The sequence below is a fragment of the Caulobacter sp. FV1ye6ST genome (assembly GCF_058681225.1).
In genome coordinates this window covers 4,412,889-4,433,495 of record NZ_CM178733.1, presented here as the reverse complement: position 1 = coordinate 4,433,495, position 20,607 = coordinate 4,412,889, and the positions used below count along the sequence as shown (strand labels likewise).

Here is a 20,607-nt window from a genome sequence, read left to right as displayed (position 1 = left end):
GATCGCGGGATCGGCGATCTCATGTGGCATTTGCCGACCATCCGGGCGATCGCGGCCACGACGCCCGAGGGGCGGGTCGTGCTGGTCGCGCGGCCGTCCAGTCGCGCCGCCGAGGTCCTGAACGTCGAGCCCAGCGTCGCGCGGGTGCTGTATGCGCCGCACTACAAGGACAGGCTGAAAGGCGTCCGCGAAGTCATCGACTTCTATCGCCTCTGCCGGGCCGAGAAGCCTCGCGCGGTGTGGATCCTGGAGAAGATCGACCGACCGGCCATCGCCGCCGCCCTGGCCGGCGTGCGTGAGCGGCGGGGTTTTGGCCTGGGCCATGGGCAGGAGCGGTTCCTGACCACGGGGCCCTACCTGCCCAAGTCGATGCGTCCCGCCCACCGTCTCGACAAGCTGGCGGCGTTCGAGGACGCCCACGGCCTGGTGGTCGAAAGCCGCGAGCCGGACCTGAAGCTTGATCCCGAAGCGCTGGCGGCCGTGAAGGCGAAGTACGCCGACAAGCCGGGGCCCTGGCTGACCCTGGGCGTCGGCGCCAGCGAGCCGGCCCGCACCTGGCCGGCCGACCGGTTCGCCCAGACGGCGGCGCGGCTCTCGGACCTGTTCGGCACGGTATTCTGGGTTGGCGGTCCGCACGAAGCCGAGGCCGCCAAGGTCGCGATCGGCGATCTGCCGGGCAATGTCGTGGCCTGCGACCTGACGCTCGACAAGTCCGCGGCCCTGATCGCGCTGTCCGCCGGGTTCCTGGGCAACGACTCGGGCGCCCTGAACGTGGCGGCGTCGGTCGGCACGCCGTGCGTCGGCCTGATGGGCACCGCGCCGGTGCCGGCCTATTCCCGCTGGCTCTCGCGCCTGGACGGCGGCGAAGGGCGAATCGCGGACATCACCGTCGACCAGGCCGCCGATGCGGTGCGCACGAGGTTCCTTACGGAGTCGTGGGACAATTCGCACGCTTGAGCCTTAGCGCCCCCCGTTGTATCGGGCGGGCTCGGTATTCTCCCTTTGCTTCCAAGGACGACACATGGCCGGCGACTATCACCGCGGTGAGATGGACATTCACGAACAAGCCGCGACCTTCGCGGCGTTCAACAACATGACCAAGTGGGGCTCGCTGAGCATCGCCACCCTGCTGCTGTTCATCACCCTGCTGTTCTGCACGCCCGCCGGCTTCATCGGCGCGGTGATCCCGGCCGCGGTGCTGCTGGCCGCGGGTATCTTCTTCCTGCGCGACAAGCCGGCCTCGGCCCACTGACACCGGTGGACATCGGCATATTTTCTCCCTGAGCTGCGTCTTGAGCCTCGACAAGAGGCAAGACTATCCCCTACAGAGCGCCCCATGCTGCTGAGCAAACAGCGCTCTGGGGAGGGGTATGCCGATGGCCGTCATTGCCGTCACGAAAGAGACCCGCGCGAACGAAACGCGGGTCGCGGCCACGCCTGAAACCGTCAAGAAGCTCGGCGCCGCCGGCTTCTCGGTGGTGGTTCAGGCGGGGGCGGGGACGGCCGCGTCCTATCCGGACGCCGAGTACGAAGCCGCCGGCGCCAAGATCGCCAAGACGGCCAAGGACGCCCTGAAGGACGCCGACGTGCTGTTCAAGGTGCGCGCGCCCGAGGCCGCCGAGATCGCGGCGCTGAAGAACGGCGCCATCGTCGCCGCCGCGCTCAATCCCTACCAGGACAAGGAAACGCTAGACGCCCTGGCCAAGGCCGGCGCGACGGCGATCGCCATGGAATTCATCCCGCGCATCACCCGCGCGCAGGTGATGGACATGCTGTCCTCGCAAGCCAACCTCGCCGGCTATCGCGCCGTGATCGAAGGCGCCGAGGCCTATGGCAAGGCCCTGCCGATGATGATGACCGCCGCCGGCACCGTCGCCGCGGCCAAGGTGTTCATCATGGGCGTCGGCGTCGCCGGTCTGCAGGCCATCGCCACGGCCCGTCGCCTGGGCGCGGTGGTCACCGCCACCGACGTGCGTCCGGCCACCAAGGAGCAGGTCGAAAGCCTGGGCGCCAAGTTCCTGGCCGTCGAGGACGAAGAGTTCAAGAACGCTCAGACCGCCGGCGGCTACGCCAAGGAGATGTCCAAGGAATACCAGGCCAAGCAGGCCGAACTGGTTTCCGCCCACATCGCCAAGCAGGACATTGTCATCACCACGGCCCTGATCCCGGGGCGTCCGGCGCCCAAGCTGGTCAGCGCCGCCCAGGTGGCCTCGATGCGCGCGGGCTCGATCCTGGTCGACCTGGCCATCGAGCAGGGCGGCAATGTCGAGGGCGCCAGGCTGAACGAGACGGTCCTGACCGCCAACGGCGCCAAGATCCTCGGCCACGCCAACCTGCCCGGGCGCATCGCCACCGACGCCAGCGCGCTCTACTCGCGCAATCTGGTGGCCCTGGCGACCCTGTTCACGACGAAGGAGGGCGCGTTCGAGCCCAATTTCGAGGACGAGATCCTGCAGGCCGCCGTCGTCACCCGTGGCGGCGCGATCGTCCATCCCAACCTGAAGACCGCCTAAGCGCACAGCAACAGAAGGGAGGCTCCCATGGAAGCCGTCGACCCCACCGTGTTCCGTCTGGCGATCTTCGTGCTCGCCATTTTCGTCGGCTACTACGTCGTCTGGAGCGTGACGCCCGCGCTGCACACGCCGCTGATGGCCGTCACCAACGCCATTTCGTCGGTGATCATCGTCGGCGCCCTGCTGGCCGCCGCGGCGCACGGCGTCAATAGCGACCTGGCCGGCGGCGCCGTCGCCGGCTCGACCTGGATCTCCAAGGGGGCCGGCACGCTCGCCGCGGCCTTCGCGGCGGTCAACATCTTCGGCGGCTTCTTGGTCACCCAGCGCATGCTGGCGATGTACAAGAAGAAAGAGAAGAAGTGAGCGGACGGGATCAGGGGGAAATAGAACAATGAACGCCAATCTCGCCGCCATTCTCTACATCGTCTCGGGGGTGTTGTTCATCCTCGCGCTGCGTGGCCTTTCCAGTCCCGTGACCAGCCAGGCGGGCAACCGTAACGGCATGATCGGCATGGCCATCGCCGTCGGCACCACCCTGGCCACCCTGTGGAGCCAAGGCGCGCTGGACGTCGTGACCCTGGGCCTGATCCTTGGCGGCGTCGCCGTCGGCGGCGCGGTCGGGGCGGTCATCGCCCGCAAGGTCGCCATGACCTCGATGCCGCAACTGGTCGCCGCCTTCCACAGCCTGGTCGGCATGGCCGCCTGCCTGGTGGCCGTGGCCGCCATCTACACCCCCGGCGCCTATCACATCGCCACCGCCGACGGGACGGGCGTGCAGCTGAAGAGCCTTATCGAGCTGTCGCTCGGCCTGGCCATCGGCGCCATCACCTTCACCGGCTCGGTCATCGCCTTCGCCAAGCTGAACGGCAATATGGGCGGCGCGCCGATCTTGCTGCCGGCCCGTCACCTGCTGAACATCCTGATCGCGCTGGCCATCGTGGCCCTGGTCGTGGTGCTGGTGGTCAGCGGCGGCCACGCGCTTTGGGCCTTCTGGGGCATCTTCGCCCTGAGCCTGCTGGTCGGCGTCACCCTGATCATCCCGATCGGCGGCGCGGACATGCCCGTCGTGGTGTCGATGCTGAACAGCTATTCCGGCTGGGCGGCGGCGGCCCTGGGCTTCACGCTCGAGAACACCACCCTGATCATCACCGGCGCCCTGGTCGGTTCGTCGGGCGCCATCCTCTCGTACATCATGTGCAAGGCGATGAACCGCTCGTTCGTCTCGGTGATCCTGGGCGGCTTCGGCGCGGCCGACGCGGTCGCTGGCCCCGGCGGCAAGGTCGAGAGCCGTCCGGTCAAGCAAGGCTCGGCCGACGACGCGGCCTTCATCATGAAGAACGCGTCCAAGGTCATCATCGTCCCCGGCTACGGCATGGCCGTTTCCCAGGCCCAGCACATCCTTCGCGAGATGTGCGACAAGCTGAAGGAAGAGGGCGTGGAGGTGAAGTACGCCATCCACCCCGTCGCCGGCCGCATGCCCGGCCACATGAACGTGCTGCTGGCCGAGGCCAACGTCCCCTATGACGAGGTCTTCGAGCTGGAGGACATCAACAGCGAGTTCTCGACGGCCGACGTGGCCTTCGTGATCGGCGCCAACGACGTCACCAACCCGGCGGCCAAGACCGACCCGACCAGCGCCATCTACGGCATGCCGATCCTGGACGTCGAAAAGGCCCGCACCGTCCTCTTCATCAAGCGCGGCATGGCCTCGGGCTATGCCGGCGTCGAGAACGAGCTGTTCTTCCGCGACAACACCATGATGCTGTTCGGCGACGCCAAGAAGATGGTCGAAGGTATCGTGAAGGGGCTTTAGGGCCTCTCACCGCTACAAACGACGAAGGCCCCGGCGGTGACGCTGGGGCCTTTTTTTTTGGTGTGCGTCGGGGGCGCTGGCGTGTGCTTTCGACCCTTAGCGTGAATTCGCGACGTCCGCTAAGAGAGGGTATCGGCTTAGGGAGTTCGCATGATCCTAGCTATCGAAGGCGCTCCGGGTGTTGGGAAGTCAGCAACAGCTGTCGCTCTTCGGGACGCCGGCGCCTACGTCGTGCCGGAGGTGAATCTGCTCTTCGCAAGGCCTGCCCCGGAGCCACCGGGCTGGTATCACGACAGACAGGTCGCCCGTTGGGAAATGGCGAGGCTGAAAGCGTCGCAGGGTGCTCTATCAGTCCTGGACGGAGATCCCCTGCAGCCAATCTGGTTCGGTTGGATATTCGATAATGAGGCGTGGTCCCTTCCGGCCGAGTCTATCGCCTTCTACCGAAGCAAGTTTGTCCAACGAGGGATGGGGGTCCCCGATCGATATGTGCTCCTGCACATCGCGGAGGAGGAGCGCCGCGAGCGGATGCTGAAGCGCGAGCGCGCACGAGGGTTGGGCGAGGAAAGGGCGCAAATGAAAGTCGCGCGCTACGCCCGGATGGTCCAGCCTCAAATGGCCTTCTTCAACGCCCTGTCAGAACGCTTTCCGGGCTGGGTCACCTTTGTCGAAGCCACGTCAGTCCAAGAGACCGTGTCGGCCATCATGTCCATTGGCGCACCAAATGCCGCCCCTGACAGTATTGAGGCCATCGACTTTATCGCGGAGTGGGTAGCCACCCACTCTGCTGCCCGCGCATGAGATCGGGGTGCGCCTGACATCCACACTTCCCGAAAGTCGCCAGCGCGCGGCTAACGGGGGCGTCTCCAAACGAAACAAAGGCCCCAGGGTTACCTGGAGCCTCTGTCGCGGGGTGTGGGGGAGTGGGTGTTTCGGTAAGCGGTGCTCAAGCTCACTTGGCGGCCAGTTCGACCGCGTTGCTGCGGGCGGCGAAGGCCAGGGCCTTGCGTTGTTGCTTGGGCAGTTGGGCGTTCACTTCGCGATGGACGTCGGCGACACAGGCGCCCAGCGACATGGTCAGGCCTTCGCTGCTGCGGGCCTTGGCGCGGCACAGGGCGTCGCCGGCGGTGTCGATGCGGGCCTTGAAGATCGCGGCTTGCGACGGGCTCGACAGGTCCAGGTCGGCGAAGGAGACGGTGGCGACCGGTTCGCGCTCGGCGGCATTGGCGGCTTGGGTCAGGCCCAGAACCGGCACGGCGGCGAGGCTCAGGCTGGCGACGGTGGTCAGGCTCATGATGAACTTGCGCATTTGAAGTATTCCCTCTGGCTTGGCGCATTTCCCTGCGCCGATGAATACTGTGTATTCCCGAGAGTTCGCGAAGTCCCGTTACGTCTCATTCATGACGTGTAATTAAAGAAGTGTCCGGAGTTTAATGAAATGAAGTTTCCGTAATATTTGACGATTACATGAAGCTTGTTGATCGAATGCCGATGCGAGCTCGGCGGCATGGTTGGCGAATGGTTAAGCCGCGCCCTGTTTTCGCCCCATGCGACATTCATACACCCCGGCCATTCATCACCCCGAAAGGTCAGGCGTGAGAGCTAGACGCGCGCGGCGCGGTCCTCTCCTTGACCGAATGTCCGAGAGGAAAGCGGTTTGATCCCCAAGAGCCTGGCTGTTCAGTCGCCGCACGTGCGCGTCGCCTTCTTCACCATGCTGGGCGTCGCGGCGATGGCGGGGGCGCTGAACGGCGCGGTGGCGCTGGGCGAGTGGGCGTCCCATGCGGCCCCCGTCTCCAATCCGACGCCGGCCACCGTTCCGACCGCGCCGACCGTCGAGGACGAGGCGGACGTCGCGCCGCCGCCAGCCTACCGGTTCGACGCGCCGCTGCCCGGCCGGGTCGTCAATTCGCCGTTCGGCCTGCGCCAGCTGCCCTGGGAAGAGAACGGCCGCCTGCACCAGGGCGTGGACATCGCCGCCCCCAGCGGCGCCGCGGTCAAGGTCGCCGCCGACGGCGTGGTCAAGGCCACGGGCCTGTCGCCGACCTATGGCCGCTATGTCCAGGTCATGCACAAGGGCGGGCTGACCACGCTGTACGCCCACCTCGCCGGACCGGCACGGGGCGTCAAGCGCGGCGCCTATCTGCATCGCGGCGAGACCGTGGCCTTTGTCGGCAATTCGGGTCGCTCGACAGGCTCGCACCTGCATTTCGAGATCCGCAAGGGCGACAAGGCCCTGAACCCCAGCTTCTTCCTGGGCCGCAGCTTCGCCCAGGCCGACGACCTGCCGCTGAAGGCCGCCAGCCGTGTCTCCAGGACGGTCCGCGTGGCGACCGTGTCGAAGTGGCCGAAGGGCATGACCAAGGCGGGCAGGGACGGCGTCACCATCACCCGCGTGAAGGGCGGCCGCGTCCGCGCCACCATCCCCGTCGTCGGCGGCTCGATTCCCAGCGTGGCGGGATAAAACTCCGCCCGAAGAGCATCGCGTTCTCGACGCGTCACAAAGCGCTACTACATTGAACGCCATGATCCAGTTTCTCGGCCGTGGCGTCGCGGGCTTCGCGCTCCTTCTTTTGTCCTATATCGCCGTCGGCGGGCTGGTGAGCGCCTCGGGCGCGCCCAAGCCGCGCGGCCAGATGGTCGAGATCGAGCCGGGGCGTAAGCTGCGGCTGGTCTGCGAGGGGCCAAAAAGCGACCGCCCGGTGGTCTGGCTGGAGGCCGGCGCCTTCGGCTTCGCCGCCGACTGGGGCGCCGCGCAAGAGGCCCTGACCGCCGCCGGCTGGCGCTCTTGCGCCTATGACCGGGCCGGCATGGGCTATTCGCCCAAGGGGCCGAGCCCGCGCGACGGCGTCGCCATCGTCACCGACTTCGAGAAGCTGGTCGCCGCCTCGGGCGAGCCGGGTCCCTATATTCTGGTGGGCCACTCGATGGCGGGCCTGCGACTGCGGGAATATGCCGGGCGCGATCCTGACAAGATCGCTGGCCTTGTTCTCGTCGACGCCGCCACGCCCGAAGCCGCCCAGAACCCGCGCATGAAGAGCTTCATCGACGCCTTCGCCAGCATCTCGAAGTGGGCCGCGCGCGGCGCGTCGATCGGCCTCTACAAGCCGCTGATCCACACGCGCCTGGGCGACAAGATCGATCTGCCCCCGGCCGCCAAGGCCGAAAAGGGCTGGGCGTTCGCCAACGGCCGCCACAACCGCACCGCCGCCGCCGAGGTCGCTCTGTGGCATGAGGCCTCGCGACAGGCTGGGGAGCAGCCGGCCTATGATCCGAAGTGGCCGGTGGCCGTGCTGACCGCTGGCCCGGTCAAGGGCCGCGAGAGCTGGAAAGAGCTGCAGGCCGCCCCGGCCCGCGCCTCCCAGCATGGCATGGTCGACCACGTCGAGAACGCTACCCACACCTTGCTGATCGGCCGCCGCTTCGCCGACCACATCGTCCGGGCCGTCGCCTTCGTGGCCGACGCTCGCCAGAAGGGCTGATACAACTTCCAGGAGGTCGATTCGGGAGGGGATCATGGTCAGCGCCGTCAGCCTGGAGGGCGTCAGCAAGACCTATGACGACTTCCACGCCGTCCGGGACGTCAGTTTCGAGGTCCCCGCCGGGCGGATCACCGGCTTCCTGGGTCCCAACGGCGCGGGCAAGACCTCGACCATCCGGATGATCCTGGGCCTGCTGCCGCCCAGCGCGGGCAGGATCACGGTGCTGGGCGCCAGCGACGCCACCAAGGTCCACGAGCGGATCGGCTTCCTCCCCGAGGAGCGCGGCCTCTACAAGCGCATGACCCCGATCGACGCCATCGCCTTCTTCGCGGGGCTTAAGGGCGTGCCGGAGGCGGAAGGCCGCAAGCGCGCCAAGGCGATGCTGGAGGCCCAGGGCCTGGACTTCGCCATGAAGCGGCCGATCAAGGACCTGTCCAAGGGCATGGCCCAGAAGGTCCAACTGATCTCGGCCCTGGCCCACGAGCCCGAACTGGTGGTGCTGGACGAGCCGTTCTCGGGCCTCGACCCCGTCAACCAGCAGGCCCTGGAGGCCATGATCCGCGAGATCGCCGCGCGCGGGGCCACGGTGCTGTTCTCCACCCACGTGATGCAGCACGCCGAGCGCCTGTGCGACAGGGTCGTGCTGATGGCGCGGGGGCGGAAGGTGTTCGACGGCGACGTGGCCACGGCCCGTTGCGCCGCGCCTCGGGCCCTGGTGCTGGAGGGTGATCTGCTGGCCGAGCAGGTCATGGTCTTGCCGGGCCTCGGCGCGGTGACCTCCGAGCCGCTGCCGGACGGCGGCTGGCGGCACGTGGCGGTCCTGCCGGAAACCAGCGCTGGTCAGGACGCCCTGAAAGCCGCTTTCGCGCGGGATCTCGCGCTACGCCGGTTCGAGCTCAAGGAACCCAGCCTGCACGACGCCTTCATCGTCCTGACGGGAGACCAGGCATGAACCGCCTGCTGAAGATCGCCCGCCGGGAATACCTGGCCTATGTCCGCACCGTCGGCTTCTGGCTGTCGATCGTGGCCCTGCCGCTTGTCATCGGCATCAGCGCCACCGCGCCGTTGATGATGATGAAGACCGCCAAGCCCGAGCGGCTGGCGATCGTCGACCTGACCGGCCAGAACCTGGGTCCCGCCGTCGCCAAGGCGGTGGTCGAGGACCAGAACCGCGCCGCGGCCCGCGCCCTGCGCGCGGCGGCCCTGTCGGCGGCCGGTCCGAAGGCCCAGGAGGCGGTCGGCAAGGCCCAGGCCACGGGCGGTCAGGCGGAAGGACTGGAGGCCCTGGCGCGCGTTAACCCTACCGCCGCGGCCCGTTTCAAGCCGCCTCGGGCCAAGGCGATCATCCTGCCGGCGTCCGCCGAGGCTCAGGCCGCCAGGACGCCGCGCGAAGCGGGCCTGGTCGCGCGCCGCGAGGTGGCCGACAAGCGTCTCGATTCGGTGCTGATCCTCAGCGGCCGCGACGACGCCATCGTCATGGACCTGTGGAGCCGCAATCTGGGCGCGCCGGTGCTGGAGAGTGACCTGCGAGAGGCCGTGGTGAGCCTGATGCGCGAACGCGCCCTGGCCCGGGCCGGGGTCTCGACCCAGGTCCTGAGCGCCGCTGACGACCTCAAGCCGACCTTCAACAGCCTGTCGCCCAAGGCCGCCTCGGGCGAGAAGGTGAGTCTGCGCGACCGCCTCCCGGTCATTGTCGGCTTCGCGGCCGGGATGCTTCTTTGGTCGATGGTGCTGACCGGGGCCAGCATCCTGCTCAACAGCGTGATCGAGGAGAAGTCGTCCAAGATCCTGGAGGTGTTGCTGTCGTCGGCCTCGGTGCCCGAAATCATGGGCGGCAAGATCCTGGGCGTGGCCGGCCTCACCCTGACGGTCATGAGCATCTGGGCCATGGGCGGCTGGCTGGCCCTGATCCACTTCGCCCCCGGCCTGGCCGGCGACCTGCTGGCCGTGCTGCTGGGCAAGGGGCTGGTGTTCTACTTCGGCGCCTATCTGGTCGGCGGCTACCTGATGTACGCGGCGCTGTTCGCGGGGATCGGGGCGTTCTGCGAGAGCCAGCGTGACGCCCAGACCCTGCTGGGGCCGATCATGATGGTGATGACCATCCCGGTGGTGTTCATGAGCCAGGCCATCCGCTCGCCCGACGCGCCGATTCTCAGCGCCCTGTCCTGGTTTCCGCCCTTCACGCCGTTCCTGATGCCGGTGCGCATCGCCAGCGATCCGCCGCTGGTCCAGGTGCTCGGCACGACGGTGCTGATGGCCATGACCGTGGCGGCGATCATCGCCTTCTCGACCCGCGCCTTCCATGTGGGCGCGCTGGCGACGGGGAAGGTGAACCTGAAGACGCTGGTGGGCCTGATCGTTCGGCGGCAGGCGGGGTAGGGTGGCTTAGAGGCTCCCCGTATCGCGGGGGAGCATCTTGAGCATCAAAACGACGAAAGCCGCGCGGAGCACCGCGCGGCTTTCGAAATCTTCGAAGCTGAAGAGGCCCGGTCTTAACGACCAGCCGGCTTCTTCGGCATCGGCAGCAGGCCTTCGCGCTGGGCGCGCTTACGGGCCAGCTTGCGGGCGCGACGGACGGCTTCAGCCTTTTGGCGAGCGCGCTTTTCCGACGGCTTCTCATAGTGCACGTGCCGCTTCATTTCGCGGAACGAGCCTTCGCGTTGCATCTTCTTCTTCAGAGCCTTCAGGGCCTGATCGACGTTGTTGTCGCGGACGAAAATCTGGACCAGGGGTATCTCTCCATTCGACAGCCCGACCAATATTCCCAAGTCCCTCTTGAGGGGCCGGGCGGGCGAACAAAACCGGGTAACCTGAGAGGGGTTCTCCCAGGCGATGAGGGCGCGCTGATAGCAGAGGCTAGGGGCTCTGTCCATGCGCGACGCGGCCTAAACACCGGTATAGACTCGGATTCATGACGCAAATCGCCCAGACCCTTAGCCAGACCTCCGGCGAGACCGCCGGCCAAGCTTCCGATCAACCGGCTTCTTCGTGGGCCGACGCCGCCGAGCAGCGCGTGCTGGACGAGGCCCTGCGCCTGGCCCCAAAGGCCGGCTGGAACGCCGGACTGGTTAGCCGCGCCCTGGCGGCGGCGGGGCTCAGCGACGCCGAGGGCCAGCTCCTGCTGCCTGAAGGCCCGCGCGACCTGGCAGCCTTGCTGTCGCGACGCCATGACGCGGTGGCGCTGGGCAAGCTGGCGACGTTCGATCTGGGCGCGCTGAAGATTCGCCAGCGGATTCGCGAGGGCGTGGTCGCGCGCCTCGACGCGGCCCAGGAGCACGCCGACGTCCTGCGTCCGCTGGCCGCCTTCCTGGCCTTTCCGACCAACCTGGCCCTGGCCCTGCGGCTTACCTGGGAATCGGCCGACGTGATCTGGCGCTGGGCCGGCGATGTGGCGACCGACGAGAACCACTATTCCAAGCGGGCGATTCTCTCGGGCATCCTGATCTCGACCTTGGCCGTCGACATGGCCTCCGGCCGCGCCTCGGCCCTCTCGCACCTGGACGCCCGCATCGACAACGTCATGGCCTTCGAGACGTGGAAGGCTGGCCTCAAGCCGATGGACCTGGCCAGTGAGATGGTCTCGGCCCTGGCCCGGATGCGGTACGGGAAGTAGCGCCTCAGCCCCCGAACGCAGCCGCCAGGCGTTCGAACTGGGCCTGTACGGGACGTGGGGCCTCTTCGTTGGGCGATTCCACGTACATGCGGCGGTCCAAATGGCGGACCCGCTCGTAAAGACGCTCGGAGCGCTGCAGCAGGTTCATCAGGCCGAAGGGCAGCTCCTCGATGGCCGGCGGTTCGCCCGCGGCCTCCTCGCCCAGGCGATAGCTTTCCGCGCAGGCGGCTTCCGGCGGCATTTCGCCCTCGCGCACCGCGCGCTGGACCAGCAGCCAGGAGGCGACCTGCATCAGGCGGGTGGTCAGGCGCATGCTCTCGGTGGCGTAGCCCAGGGCGGCGTTGCGGGAGAGGATCTTGCTGTCATGCCGGCCCGCGCCGTCGAGATAGGCGGCGGTCTCCTCGACCAGTTGCATGCCTTCCTCGAACGTGCGGTCGAACAGTTCCGATCGCGCGAAGTCCTGGATCACTCCAGCGCGCCAAGGCGTGTCCGCGAACGCGTTCACTTCGGTCATAGCTACTCAATGCCCCTCGAAAGGCCGCGAGGACGTCTCGCTTGGCGAAGGGGAGTGCAACCCCCGTGCCAGAACTCGCCGTCCCGTTGCGACCCACCCCCTTCGATCGACCATACTCACCCGGCGCGCCCAGCGCGCGAAAACCAGAAAGGCGTCAGAAGGCGGATGACCGCTTAAGACGTCAGTAACCTCACCGAAACCTTAAAATAAGCCTTAGTCCAGGCGACCAAACAGCGCATTGGCGGCGTCTCGGCCAGCCCTTTTCTTGGCGAGCTGGGTCTTGGTGCGCTCGATTTCGGCCTGCAGGGCCGCGATGCGCTCCTCCAGTTCGGCGACGCCGTAGACCTCCAGGTCCTCATGGGTCGTCTGGCTCAAGGCGTGTCCGTTGAAGGCGCGAGGCTCCGAGGGCTCTTCGAACATCGGCTTCTCTCCCTTTTCCGCGAGCCATCTGACGCCTACCTAGGGTCCAAGGCAAGCATGAGAGGGACCCCGGGCATGGCCGGAACGATGACCGCGATCGCGATCGAAGGCGGCAAGGGCGCGGCGGAGGCGCTGAAACCCGTGGAGGTCCAGCGCCCCGAGGCGGGGTCTGGGCAGATCCTGATCAAGATCGCCGCCGCGGGCGTGAACCGTCCCGACCTGCTGCAACGCATGGGGTACTACCCTCCGCCCCCGGGCTCGCCGGAGACCCTGGGCCTGGAGGTCGCGGGCGAGGTCGTCATCGGTTCCGGCCGCTGGAAGGTCGGCGACAAGGTTTGCGCCCTGCTGGGCGGCGGCGGCTATGCCGAATACGCGGTGGTCGACGCCCGCCACGCCCTGCCTATCCCCAAGGGCCTTGACCTCGTCAACGCCGCCGCCCTGCCGGAGACCGTCTTCACCGTCTTCGCCAATGTGTTCGAGCATGGCGCCCTGAAGGCCGGCGAGACCTTGCTGGTTCACGGTGGAACGTCCGGAATCGGAACAACCGCCATCGCCATGGCCAAGGCGGCGGGCGCCAAGGTCATCGCCACGGGACGCGGCGCCGACAAGAAGGCCAAGGCCCTGGACCTGGGCGCCGACGTCGCCATCGATGCGAAGACCGAGGACTTCGCCGCGATCGTCAAGGCCGCCGGCGGCGCCGACGTCGTGCTCGACATGGTCGGGGCCAGCTATTTCGAGAAGAACCTCGATGCCCTGAACGTGGGCGGACGCATCGTCTATATCGCCAGCTTGGCGGGGCCGATCCTGGAAGTGCCGGTCATGAAGATCATGCAGAAGCGGGCGGTGATCACCGGCTCGACCCTGCGGCCCCGCTCGGCCGACGAAAAGGCCCGCCTGGCCGCCGAGGTCGAGCGCGTGGTCTGGCCCTGGATCGAGGCGGGACAGGTCAAGCCGCTGATCGACGCGACCTTCCCCCTGGCGGACGCGGCCAAGGCCCACGCGCACCTGGAGGCCGGGGAGCACGTGGGCAAGGTGGTGCTGGTGGTTTGAGGGCTATGGCTGTTCGGGCGATCCGCGGCTAAGATTTGCTGACCGATCTGGGTGCATGGAGGCCGCATTGAACGTCAAAGAAGCGGTGTCAAAGGCCAAGGAATACGTCGCCGACATCTTCTCCGACGAGCAACCGACGAACATCGGTCTCGAGGAAATCGTGTTCGATGAGAAGGCCGACGCGTGGAAGTTGGTTTCTCAAGGCCTTGGACCACGGCCAAAACCGCTCTAACGGCTTTGCTGAGCACTGTGGAAGCCGCAAGGACTTTCAAGGTGCTCACCATCAGCAATGATGACGGGCGGGTCTTATCCATGACCGCGCGAGACGCTGCCTGACTTGGCGCCGAGGCCCGTACTTCTCGATACCAATCTTTTTCTATTGTTCGTCGTTGGGACGGCGAACAAGGCCGCGATTGGTAGGCATGGCAGACTCAGAGCCTACTCTGACGAGGCCTTCGAGCTTCTTCTGCTGCTTTTAGGGCAGGCCAGCGAGATCGTCGTGACGCCGAACACGGCCGCTGAAACCTCCAATCTGTTGAGACAGGGCGTTAGTGATCCGCTGCGCGGCGCGCTGTCGGAACACTTTGGCCAGATGCTGAAAAAGATGCGGGAGGACTACGTTCCTTCATCTCTTGCCGTCGATCATCCGGCGTTCCTCCGTCTCGGCCTCACCGATGCCGCGATCTCGCACTTAGCGGGCGAAGGCATGGTGATCCTGACGGCAGACCTGGATCTGTACCTTCACGCGGTCCGCGCGGGGCGGGACGCGGTGAACTTCAATCACCTACGGGAAGAACACGGCGTGTAGCGGCCGTGGACATACTGAAGCTCCTCATCGTTCAATAGAACAGCCCAGGAACCGCTTAGTCCCCCGTTCCCTTTTCTCCAGAAGCGGATTATAGCGTTCATCAACATCCCGCCCGGCCGAAAGGCCGGGCGCCGTCATTTCTGGAGGACCGCATGTCCGACATTCTGATGCCCAAGGCGACCGCCGTCTGGTTGGTGGACAACACGTCGCTGAGCTTCGAGCAGATCGCCGATTTCTGCGGCCTGCACCCGCTGGAAGTGCGTGGCATCGCCGATGGTGAAGTGGCGCGCGACATCCGCGGCGCCGACCCGATCGGCAACGGCCAGCTGACCCGCGAAGAGCTGGACAAGGCCCAGGCCAATCACGACTACCGCATGAAGGCTCAGGTCAGCCGTCACGCCGAGCTGCTGAAGCCGCAGAAGAAGGCTCCGCGCTACACCCCGGTGTCGCGCCGCCAGGACCGTCCGGACGCCATCGCCTGGTTCCTGCGCCACCACCCGGAAGTGACCGACGCCCAGATCTCGAAGATCCTCGGCACCACCAAGGCCACGATCGAGCAGGTCCGGGCGCGCACGCACTGGAACGCGGCCAACATCAAGCCGATCGATCCGGTGACCCTGGGCCTGATCGGCCAGCTGGAGCTGGACGCCCTGGTCAAGAAGGCCGCCGAGAAGAAGGCCAAGGACGACCTGAAGAAGGGCATCCTGCCGGAAGACCCGACCCTGCGCCCCGCCTCGGAGGGCGGCCAGTTCGAGCCCGAGGTCGAGGAAGAGGAAGAAGACTTCCGCGCCAAGCGCGGCGACCTCAAGGCCGAGGACGTGTTCGGCAAGGCCGGCGCCTATGTGGACGAGGACGACGAGGACTAAGCCTCGCTTCCGAGCTGAAAAAAGCAGAGGCCCCGTTCCGTGCTGGAGCGGGGCCTCTCGTTTTTCGGCTGCCTCTCAGCAGCTAGTGAAGTCGCGCCCTCAGGCCCTCGATCTCCTCCTTCAGCCGAAGCTTCTGACGCTTGAGGTCTCTAAGCGCCGTTCCGTCGCTACCCGGTCGACTGGTCTCCTCCTGGATCTTGCGGTCAAGGACCTCGTGACGGGATCCAAGCTCGCGGATACGGGATTCGATGGCCATGGCTCTCGGCTCCATTGCTGTTGGAGAAGAAAGTGAACACCCGCTGCGCGGCGCTGTCAGATCACATATGATTGCAAGCGGCCGCGCTTGACGTCGCCAATTTCAATCCCAAGGCGGACGAAAATTCACCATGACCGATGCTCCCAAGACCACCGATCGGACCCATGAGCGTCCCAGGCTGGTGGTTGGAATTTCAGGGGCTTCCGGCGTGGTCTACGGCGTTCGGGCCCTGGATGCGTGCCGCGAACTGGGCGTCGAGAGCCACCTGGTGGTGTCGAAATCGGCGGTGTTGACCCTGCGGCAGGAGACCGGCCAGTCGATCGGCGAGCTCAATGAGCGGGCGGATGTTGTCCATCGCGTGAGCGACATTGGGGCGGCCGTCGCATCGGGCTCGTTCCGGACCCTGGGGATGCTCATCGCGCCCTGCTCGGTGCGGACGATGAGCGAAATCGCCACGGGCGTAACGTCCTCGCTGCTGACGCGGGCCGCCGACGTGACGCTGAAGGAGCGCCGGACCCTGGTGCTGATGGTGCGCGAGACGCCGCTGCACCTGGGCCACCTGCGGACCATGACCAAGCTGGCCGAGATGGGCGCGGTGATCGCCCCGCCGCTGCCGGCCTTCTACGCCAAGCCGGCCACGATCGCCGAGATGGTCGACCAGTCGGTGGGGCGGGTGCTGGACCTGTTCGACCTCTCCTGGCGGCCCGTGAAGCGCTGGGGCGAGGATCTCGAGACCATCCGGGAGGTCCTCTCCGGCAAGGACGTCCAAGGCGAGGAAGGTTAACGGCGATGCGGCTGTGGGACTGGGCCCTCGAGGCCTATGCGCGTCAACCTGTCGCGGAGGCGTGCCTGAGCTTGCAGGACGCCCATGGGCAGAACGTTCCCTACCTGCTGTGGGCCGCCTGGATGGCGGGGGAGGGGCGTGCGGCCGATCTCAAGGACGCAGCCAAGGTGATGCGCGCCTGGGACGCCGAGGTCGGCGCGCCCCTGCGGGGCGTGCGCCGGGCGCTGAAGCCGTCGCGCCCTCCGGTCGACGACGCCGCCAAGGAGGCCTTCCGCGAAGCCGTGAAGGCCGTCGAACTGAAGGGCGAGCGGGTTCTCATGGAAAGTCTGGAGGCCCTGAGCGGTCCGGCGGGCCCTCCCGCGCCGCTGCTGGACGGCCTTGTCGCCGCCGCTGAAGCTTCCGGCGACCCGCCGCGCCGCGCCGCGTTGGAAAAGCTGGCGACGGCGCTTGAATAACGTCAAGCTGAGCGCCTTTACGGCTCGTCAGCCTTTGCTATCTAAATCCCTACCGGGGCCCACCTGAGATTTAAGTCCATGAACGACGATGATCCGTCGGAAGACACCGACATTTCGATCGAACGTCGGCTTGGCCTCCTGCGCGAGGACCATAAGGACCTCGACGACGCCATACTGGCCCTGCAAGAGCGCTATCAGCCCGACATGCTGCAGATCGCCCGCCTGAAGCGTAAGAAGCTGGCCCTCAAGGACGAGATTGGCCGGCTGGAAGACCAGCTGACCCCGGACATCATCGCTTAACCGGCGACGGCCTTCACGCAAGCCGCGCGGGCGTCGGGCGTCAGGTCCTTGGGCAGGAGGACCCGCTGGAAGTTCAGCATCCCCTTGCCCTCGGGCTTGAAGCGGATCGTGCGCTGTCCCTCGCCGTCGGCGACGATGTAGGCGATCTCGACCGAGCTGTCCCCGGGCTTGCCGCCCTGGCGCCCTAGCCGCTTCATGCCGTCGCGCAGGCCGGCCGCATAGGCGGGACCGTCAGGTTTCACCCCGGTGATCACCCCGGTCTTGGCGCTGGCGTCGGCGTCGAAGCCCACGTCGAAGTCCGGGCGGCTCACCCCTTCCACCGTCAGGCAGCCGCCGAACGCGTCGGGCGACAGGACGATCGGCTCGCCCTTGGTGATCCAGCGGTCGATCTCGGGCGTCAGGTCGACGCCGGTCCGGGCCTTGACGATGCGCGGCAGCAGGTTGGCGGCCGCGTGGTCCCACTCGGCGGGGTCTCGGCCCTTGGCATGGTCGCGCATGGCCAGCATGACGGGGTCGAGGCCGCCTCTCGGCTTCAGCCGGTTGTCCAGCAGCAACGCCACCAGAGCGCCGCGCTGGTAAGGCAGTTTGTGCACGGCCTTGTCGTTCCAGAAGCGTTCGGCGATCGCGGCGTTCGGCAGGGCGCGGCCGGGCGAGGTCCCGTAGGCCTCCAGCGCGGCGTTCCAGGCGACGACGAAGGTCTCCAGGTCGATGAAGCCCGAGCGCAGCGACAGCTTGCGGGCGTAGTAGTCGGTGAATCCCTCGCTGACCCAATAACCCAGCGGCTCCTCGGGTCCGTCCTTGAGGCCGCCGATGCGGTTGGAATTCCACGTGTGGAAATATTCGTGGGCCAGGAACAGCTTGTAGTCATTCAGGGGGACGTTGCGGGTCGAGATCACCGCGAAGGCGTCGCCCAGGCCCGTGCCGCGATACGAGGTCCAGCCGGGCGGGCCGTCCTGATCGACCAGGGTGATCAGGAAGGGCTCCTTGCCGTCGCCCCAGAAGGCGCGGCTGGTCGTGATGGTCTGGGCGGCCATGTCGGCGAAGGCCGCGTCCGTGAAGCCGAACTCGCCGCGCACGGCCAGCCGCAGCGTCGCGCCGGCGGCGTCGCGTTCCAGGATGGTGAGGTCCTTGTAGGCCACCGCGACGCTTTCGCTGATGGCGTTGACCGTTCCCGTTTCGCGGCCCAGAGCCTCCAGGTCGGAGGCGAAGACCAGGCCCGAGCCCGCCGCATCCCAGGCAAGGCGCGCCTTGTCGTCATCGCGGCCTTCGGGCGTCACGAAGACGGTGTGGCCGATCACGTAGAAGCCGTCGGGCCCGACGATCGGCTGGCCATAGGTAGGGCTGTCGACCGGCGGCTGGCCGTCATAGGCGCTCACCACGCGATAGCGGACGGTCAGGGGCGCGCGAGGCTTGGACTTGATCGTCCAGGTCTTCTCGTCGGGGCGCGACAGCGTCCCGCCAGTGACGACGGGGTCCTTGATGAAGCGCCAGAGCTTCTCGCCGCCGCCCCAGTCCTGCGGCACGCGCAACCTTGTCTCGCCATCGGCGTCGGCGGGCAGGGTGATCGTCACCGACAGGGCCGTGACCTTGCCGTTCTCGATGACCGGCGCGAGGCGGTAGGTGTCGATCGAAGGCGTCGCGGCCAGGACCGGCGCGGCGACGAATGCGGCGGCGCCGCACAGTAGGGCTCTGGTGATCAAGCGACGTTCCCCCAAGTCGGCGCGCACCCTAGGAGCGCCGCTGGGGGATGGTCAGCTTAAAGTTTCGTCACGCGGCGATCCGGGTCGCTTCCAGGTCGCGGACCGCCCGCAGCAGGCGGCCGGGGGTGATCGGCTTTTCCAGACGCGCGTCGGCGTGCTGATCGTCTTTCAGTAGGCGGCCGTCGATAGCCGAGGCCATCAGGGTGGCGGCCCCGGGGCGGGCCTTGCGCACGGCGCTGACCAGTTCGCCGCCGCTCATGCGCGGCATCGCATGGTCGGTGATCACCAGATCGGGCTTGAACTGGTCCAGCGCTTCGAAGGCTTCCTGGCCATCCTGACACAGCAGGACGTCGAAGCCGGCCTCGGCGAGGGTGATCTGGTAGATCATCGAGAGGACCGGATCGTCCTCAGCGATCAAAATACGTTGCATTCGCCGCGCCCACTCATGCTTAACAGATCGTGAAGAGCAGTTAGCGCGGCCGGCCGGCCAGAGTCCCGGTGCGAAAGGTCGCATCACCGTCGGTTGTTTCGTCAAGCGCGGCAGCCGCAAGTGCGCGCGGTTCCGGCCCCGCCACGCCCAACCGCTGAAAGCGCCAAGGATGCTTTAGGCGGAGGCTTGTTTGCGCTTGCGCACGAACATGGCCGCGTCGGCCTCGGCCAGGGCTTCTTCGGGATCGGCGCCCGGCTGGATCTCGCGCACGCCATAGGAGATGTGCAGCGGGGCCGACCACTCGCCGAATTCGACCGGCACGGAGCGGACGGCGTCGGCCAGGCTCTGGGCCTTGGACAGGGCGGTCTCGTTGTCGGCCTGGGCCAGTAGCACGGCGAACTCGTCGCCGCCCATGCGGCCCACGATGTCGCTCTCACGGACATTGGCCAGCAGGCGCTTGGCCACGGCCTTGAGGGCCTCGTCGCCGGCGGCGTGGCCGAAGCGGTCGTTGACGGCCTTGAAGTTGTCGAGATCGAAGAACACCACGCTGGCCGGCGAGCCGTAGCGTTGGGCGAAGGCCGAGACCCGCTTCATCTCGCGCAGGAACGCCCGGCGGTTCAGCACCGGCGTCAGCACGTCCATGTCGGCCAGGCCCTGCGCCTCGTTCAGGCGCAGCTTCAGCATGGCGACCTCGTTCCGCAGGTCGTCGATCTCGCTCATCAAGGTCTGCAGCGCCTCGATGACCTTCGGGGTCATGTCGGTTTCCGACAGGCCCAGGAAGGCGGCGCTGTCTGGAGTCGTCACCTCACGCGCCGCGACCTGCGCGCCAGCCCGGGCCAGGGCGCGCTTGCGGATAGCGGCGAAAGGTTCGGTTCGGGCGCCGGAGATCTTCATGAGTTCACAGGGAATCGTTATGGCACAGCTAGCATTAAGGTTAACGGGAACGCCGTTCGACGCAATCGGGGGCGCCGATAAGCCGCAGGCGCGGATCGACGCGTCCATCCTAAAGGCGACCACGGAACGTTTTGTGTCGTTTTGGGCTTGCCGCAGCGGGCGGACCCGCATACGGGGCGGCTTTCCGACGCTCGCCGAAAAGAGACGACGCCGATGACTTCGACCCCGCCGCCCGTCGCCATCATCATGGGCAGCCGCTCGGACTGGCCGACCATGAAGGTCGCCGCCGACGCGCTCGACGCTCTCGGCGTGGCCTACGAGGCCAAGGTCGTCTCGGCTCATCGCACCCCACAGCGCCTGTTCGACTTCGCCACGGGCGCGGAAGCGGCCGGCTACAAGGTGATCATCGCCGGGGCCGGCGGCGCGGCCCACCTGCCGGGCATGGCCGCCTCGATGACCAACCTGCCGGTGCTGGGCGTGCCGGTGCGGTCCAAGGCGCTGAGCGGCCTCGATTCCTTGCTCTCCATCGTCCAGATGCCGGGCGGCGTCCCCGTCGCGACCTTGGCGATCGGCGAGGCGGGGGCCAAGAACGCCGGCCTGCTGGCCGCCCAGATCCTGGCCCTCTCGGATCCGGCCCTGAACCAGCGCCTGACGGCCTTCCGCCAGGCCCAGACCGACAGCGTCGCCGAGAGCGTCGAGGACTAAGAAC

At 67.1% G+C, this 20,607-nt stretch carries 27 protein-coding genes; 19 read left to right on the top strand and 8 right to left on the bottom strand.

All coding sequences use genetic code 11. The features are described 5' to 3' along the window. Positions 1-21: 21 nt before the first annotated feature. The 6 genes from ACW175_RS21050 (at position 22) to ACW175_RS21025 (ending at position 5,127) form a co-directional block, all read left to right on the top strand. Positions 22-957 carry a glycosyltransferase family 9 protein gene (locus ACW175_RS21050; protein WP_492101887.1) on the top strand — a complete coding sequence of 312 codons (936 nt, stop codon included), beginning with the start codon at positions 22-24 and terminating at the stop codon, positions 955-957. 64 nt (positions 958-1,021) lie between these two features. Next, the gene (locus ACW175_RS21045) at positions 1,022-1,252 is read left to right on the top strand and encodes an aa3-type cytochrome c oxidase subunit IV (protein WP_492101886.1); all 231 of its coding nucleotides are present in this window, start codon (positions 1,022-1,024) and stop codon (positions 1,250-1,252) included. A 118-nt stretch (positions 1,253-1,370) separates the two neighbouring features. After that, positions 1,371-2,513, top strand: a complete 1,143-nt coding sequence (locus ACW175_RS21040) for a Re/Si-specific NAD(P)(+) transhydrogenase subunit alpha (protein ID WP_492101885.1) — start codon at positions 1,371-1,373, stop codon at positions 2,511-2,513. 27 nt (positions 2,514-2,540) lie between these two features. Continuing rightward, complete coding sequence (locus ACW175_RS21035) at positions 2,541-2,876, top strand: NAD(P) transhydrogenase subunit alpha part 2 (RefSeq protein ID WP_492101884.1); 336 nt, start codon at positions 2,541-2,543, stop codon at positions 2,874-2,876. Positions 2,877-2,904: 28 nt separating this feature from the next. After that, positions 2,905-4,326: an NAD(P)(+) transhydrogenase (Re/Si-specific) subunit beta gene (locus ACW175_RS21030; protein ID WP_492101883.1), complete on the top strand. Its 1,422-nt coding sequence runs from the start codon at positions 2,905-2,907 to the stop codon at positions 4,324-4,326. A 150-nt stretch (positions 4,327-4,476) separates the two neighbouring features. Continuing rightward, a complete protein-coding gene (locus ACW175_RS21025) occupies positions 4,477-5,127 on the top strand; it encodes an ATP-binding protein (protein WP_492101882.1) in 651 nt (216 codons plus the stop codon). 151 nt (positions 5,128-5,278) lie between these two features. On the opposite strand, the gene ACW175_RS21020 is transcribed toward ACW175_RS21025, so the two are convergent. Then, a complete protein-coding gene (locus ACW175_RS21020; protein WP_492101881.1) occupies positions 5,279-5,635 on the bottom strand; it encodes a UrcA family protein in 357 nt (118 codons plus the stop codon). A gap of 348 nt (positions 5,636-5,983) precedes the next feature. On the opposite strand from ACW175_RS21020, the gene ACW175_RS21015 reads away from it, so the two are divergent. The 4 genes from ACW175_RS21015 to ACW175_RS21000 all read left to right on the top strand — a co-directional run bounded on the left by ACW175_RS21015 (position 5,984) and on the right by ACW175_RS21000 (position 10,187). Next, a complete protein-coding gene (locus ACW175_RS21015; protein ID WP_492101880.1) occupies positions 5,984-6,790 on the top strand; it encodes a M23 family metallopeptidase in 807 nt (268 codons plus the stop codon). Positions 6,791-6,851: 61 nt separating this feature from the next. Continuing rightward, on the top strand, positions 6,852-7,808 hold the full coding sequence (locus ACW175_RS21010) for an alpha/beta fold hydrolase (protein WP_492101879.1): 957 nt from the start codon (positions 6,852-6,854) through the stop codon (positions 7,806-7,808). 34 nt (positions 7,809-7,842) lie between these two features. After that, on the top strand, positions 7,843-8,760 hold the full coding sequence (locus ACW175_RS21005) for an ABC transporter ATP-binding protein (RefSeq protein ID WP_492101878.1): 918 nt from the start codon (positions 7,843-7,845) through the stop codon (positions 8,758-8,760). Continuing rightward, positions 8,757-10,187 (top strand): ABC transporter permease, encoded by a 1,431-nt coding sequence (locus tag ACW175_RS21000; RefSeq protein ID WP_492101877.1) that lies wholly within the window; start codon positions 8,757-8,759, stop codon positions 10,185-10,187. The genes ACW175_RS21005 and ACW175_RS21000 overlap by 4 nt, the downstream gene beginning before the upstream one ends. Before the next feature lie 113 nt (positions 10,188-10,300). Here the strand turns inward: ACW175_RS21000 and rpsU are convergent, their stop codons facing one another. Continuing rightward, positions 10,301-10,537, bottom strand: coding sequence for a 30S ribosomal protein S21 (gene rpsU, locus ACW175_RS20995; RefSeq protein WP_125159223.1), 237 nt, complete (start codon positions 10,535-10,537; stop codon positions 10,301-10,303). A gap of 182 nt (positions 10,538-10,719) precedes the next feature. Here rpsU and ACW175_RS20990 point away from each other — a divergent pair, with 182 nt between their 5' ends. Continuing rightward, positions 10,720-11,421, top strand: a complete 702-nt coding sequence (locus ACW175_RS20990) for a COQ9 family protein (protein WP_492101876.1) — start codon at positions 10,720-10,722, stop codon at positions 11,419-11,421. Positions 11,422-11,425: 4 nt separating this feature from the next. On the opposite strand, the gene rcdA is transcribed toward ACW175_RS20990, so the two are convergent. After that, positions 11,426-11,935, bottom strand: a complete 510-nt coding sequence (rcdA, locus tag ACW175_RS20985) for a protease adaptor protein RcdA (protein ID WP_099581329.1) — start codon at positions 11,933-11,935, stop codon at positions 11,426-11,428. Between the two features lie 213 nt (positions 11,936-12,148). Then, positions 12,149-12,355, bottom strand: coding sequence for a DUF1192 domain-containing protein (locus ACW175_RS20980; RefSeq protein WP_492101875.1), 207 nt, complete (start codon positions 12,353-12,355; stop codon positions 12,149-12,151). Between the two features lie 75 nt (positions 12,356-12,430). Here ACW175_RS20980 and ACW175_RS20975 point away from each other — a divergent pair, with 75 nt between their 5' ends. The 4 genes from ACW175_RS20975 to ACW175_RS20960 all read left to right on the top strand — a co-directional run bounded on the left by ACW175_RS20975 (position 12,431) and on the right by ACW175_RS20960 (position 15,079). Beyond that, positions 12,431-13,405, top strand: coding sequence for an NAD(P)H-quinone oxidoreductase (locus ACW175_RS20975; protein ID WP_492101874.1), 975 nt, complete (start codon positions 12,431-12,433; stop codon positions 13,403-13,405). 67 nt (positions 13,406-13,472) lie between these two features. After that, on the top strand, positions 13,473-13,637 hold the full coding sequence (locus tag ACW175_RS20970) for a hypothetical protein (protein ID WP_492101873.1): 165 nt from the start codon (positions 13,473-13,475) through the stop codon (positions 13,635-13,637). 105 nt (positions 13,638-13,742) lie between these two features. Then, positions 13,743-14,213, top strand: a complete 471-nt coding sequence (locus ACW175_RS20965) for a PIN domain-containing protein (protein WP_492101872.1) — start codon at positions 13,743-13,745, stop codon at positions 14,211-14,213. Between the two features lie 152 nt (positions 14,214-14,365). Further along, on the top strand, positions 14,366-15,079 hold the full coding sequence (locus ACW175_RS20960) for a DUF1013 domain-containing protein (protein ID WP_492101871.1): 714 nt from the start codon (positions 14,366-14,368) through the stop codon (positions 15,077-15,079). 82 nt (positions 15,080-15,161) lie between these two features. Here ACW175_RS20960 and ACW175_RS20955 read toward each other — a convergent pair whose 3' ends face one another. After that, on the bottom strand, positions 15,162-15,335 hold the full coding sequence (locus ACW175_RS20955; RefSeq protein WP_099581320.1) for a YdcH family protein: 174 nt from the start codon (positions 15,333-15,335) through the stop codon (positions 15,162-15,164). A 130-nt stretch (positions 15,336-15,465) separates the two neighbouring features. Here ACW175_RS20955 and ACW175_RS20950 point away from each other — a divergent pair, with 130 nt between their 5' ends. The 3 genes from ACW175_RS20950 to ACW175_RS20940 all read left to right on the top strand — a co-directional run bounded on the left by ACW175_RS20950 (position 15,466) and on the right by ACW175_RS20940 (position 16,874). Continuing rightward, positions 15,466-16,119, top strand: coding sequence for a UbiX family flavin prenyltransferase (locus ACW175_RS20950; RefSeq protein WP_492101870.1), 654 nt, complete (start codon positions 15,466-15,468; stop codon positions 16,117-16,119). Positions 16,120-16,124: 5 nt separating this feature from the next. Beyond that, positions 16,125-16,574: a TIGR02444 family protein gene (locus ACW175_RS20945; RefSeq protein ID WP_492101869.1), complete on the top strand. Its 450-nt coding sequence runs from the start codon at positions 16,125-16,127 to the stop codon at positions 16,572-16,574. Between the two features lie 78 nt (positions 16,575-16,652). Beyond that, positions 16,653-16,874, top strand: coding sequence for a YdcH family protein (locus ACW175_RS20940; protein WP_099581314.1), 222 nt, complete (start codon positions 16,653-16,655; stop codon positions 16,872-16,874). On the opposite strand, the gene ACW175_RS20935 is transcribed toward ACW175_RS20940, so the two are convergent. From ACW175_RS20935 to ACW175_RS20925, 3 genes are all read right to left on the bottom strand, one after another. Next, positions 16,871-18,574: a M61 family metallopeptidase gene (locus ACW175_RS20935; RefSeq protein ID WP_492101868.1), complete on the bottom strand. Its 1,704-nt coding sequence runs from the start codon at positions 18,572-18,574 to the stop codon at positions 16,871-16,873. The two genes, ACW175_RS20940 and ACW175_RS20935, sit on opposite strands and share 4 nt — an antisense overlap. 67 nt (positions 18,575-18,641) lie before the next feature. Further along, on the bottom strand, positions 18,642-19,004 hold the full coding sequence (locus ACW175_RS20930; RefSeq protein WP_492101867.1) for a response regulator: 363 nt from the start codon (positions 19,002-19,004) through the stop codon (positions 18,642-18,644). A 174-nt stretch (positions 19,005-19,178) separates the two neighbouring features. Further along, positions 19,179-19,898, bottom strand: a complete 720-nt coding sequence (locus tag ACW175_RS20925; RefSeq protein ID WP_492101866.1) for a GGDEF domain-containing protein — start codon at positions 19,896-19,898, stop codon at positions 19,179-19,181. A 213-nt stretch (positions 19,899-20,111) separates the two neighbouring features. Here ACW175_RS20925 and purE point away from each other — a divergent pair, with 213 nt between their 5' ends. Further along, a complete protein-coding gene (purE, locus tag ACW175_RS20920) occupies positions 20,112-20,603 on the top strand; it encodes a 5-(carboxyamino)imidazole ribonucleotide mutase (RefSeq protein ID WP_492101865.1) in 492 nt (163 codons plus the stop codon). The last annotated feature ends 4 nt before the right edge of the window (positions 20,604-20,607 follow it).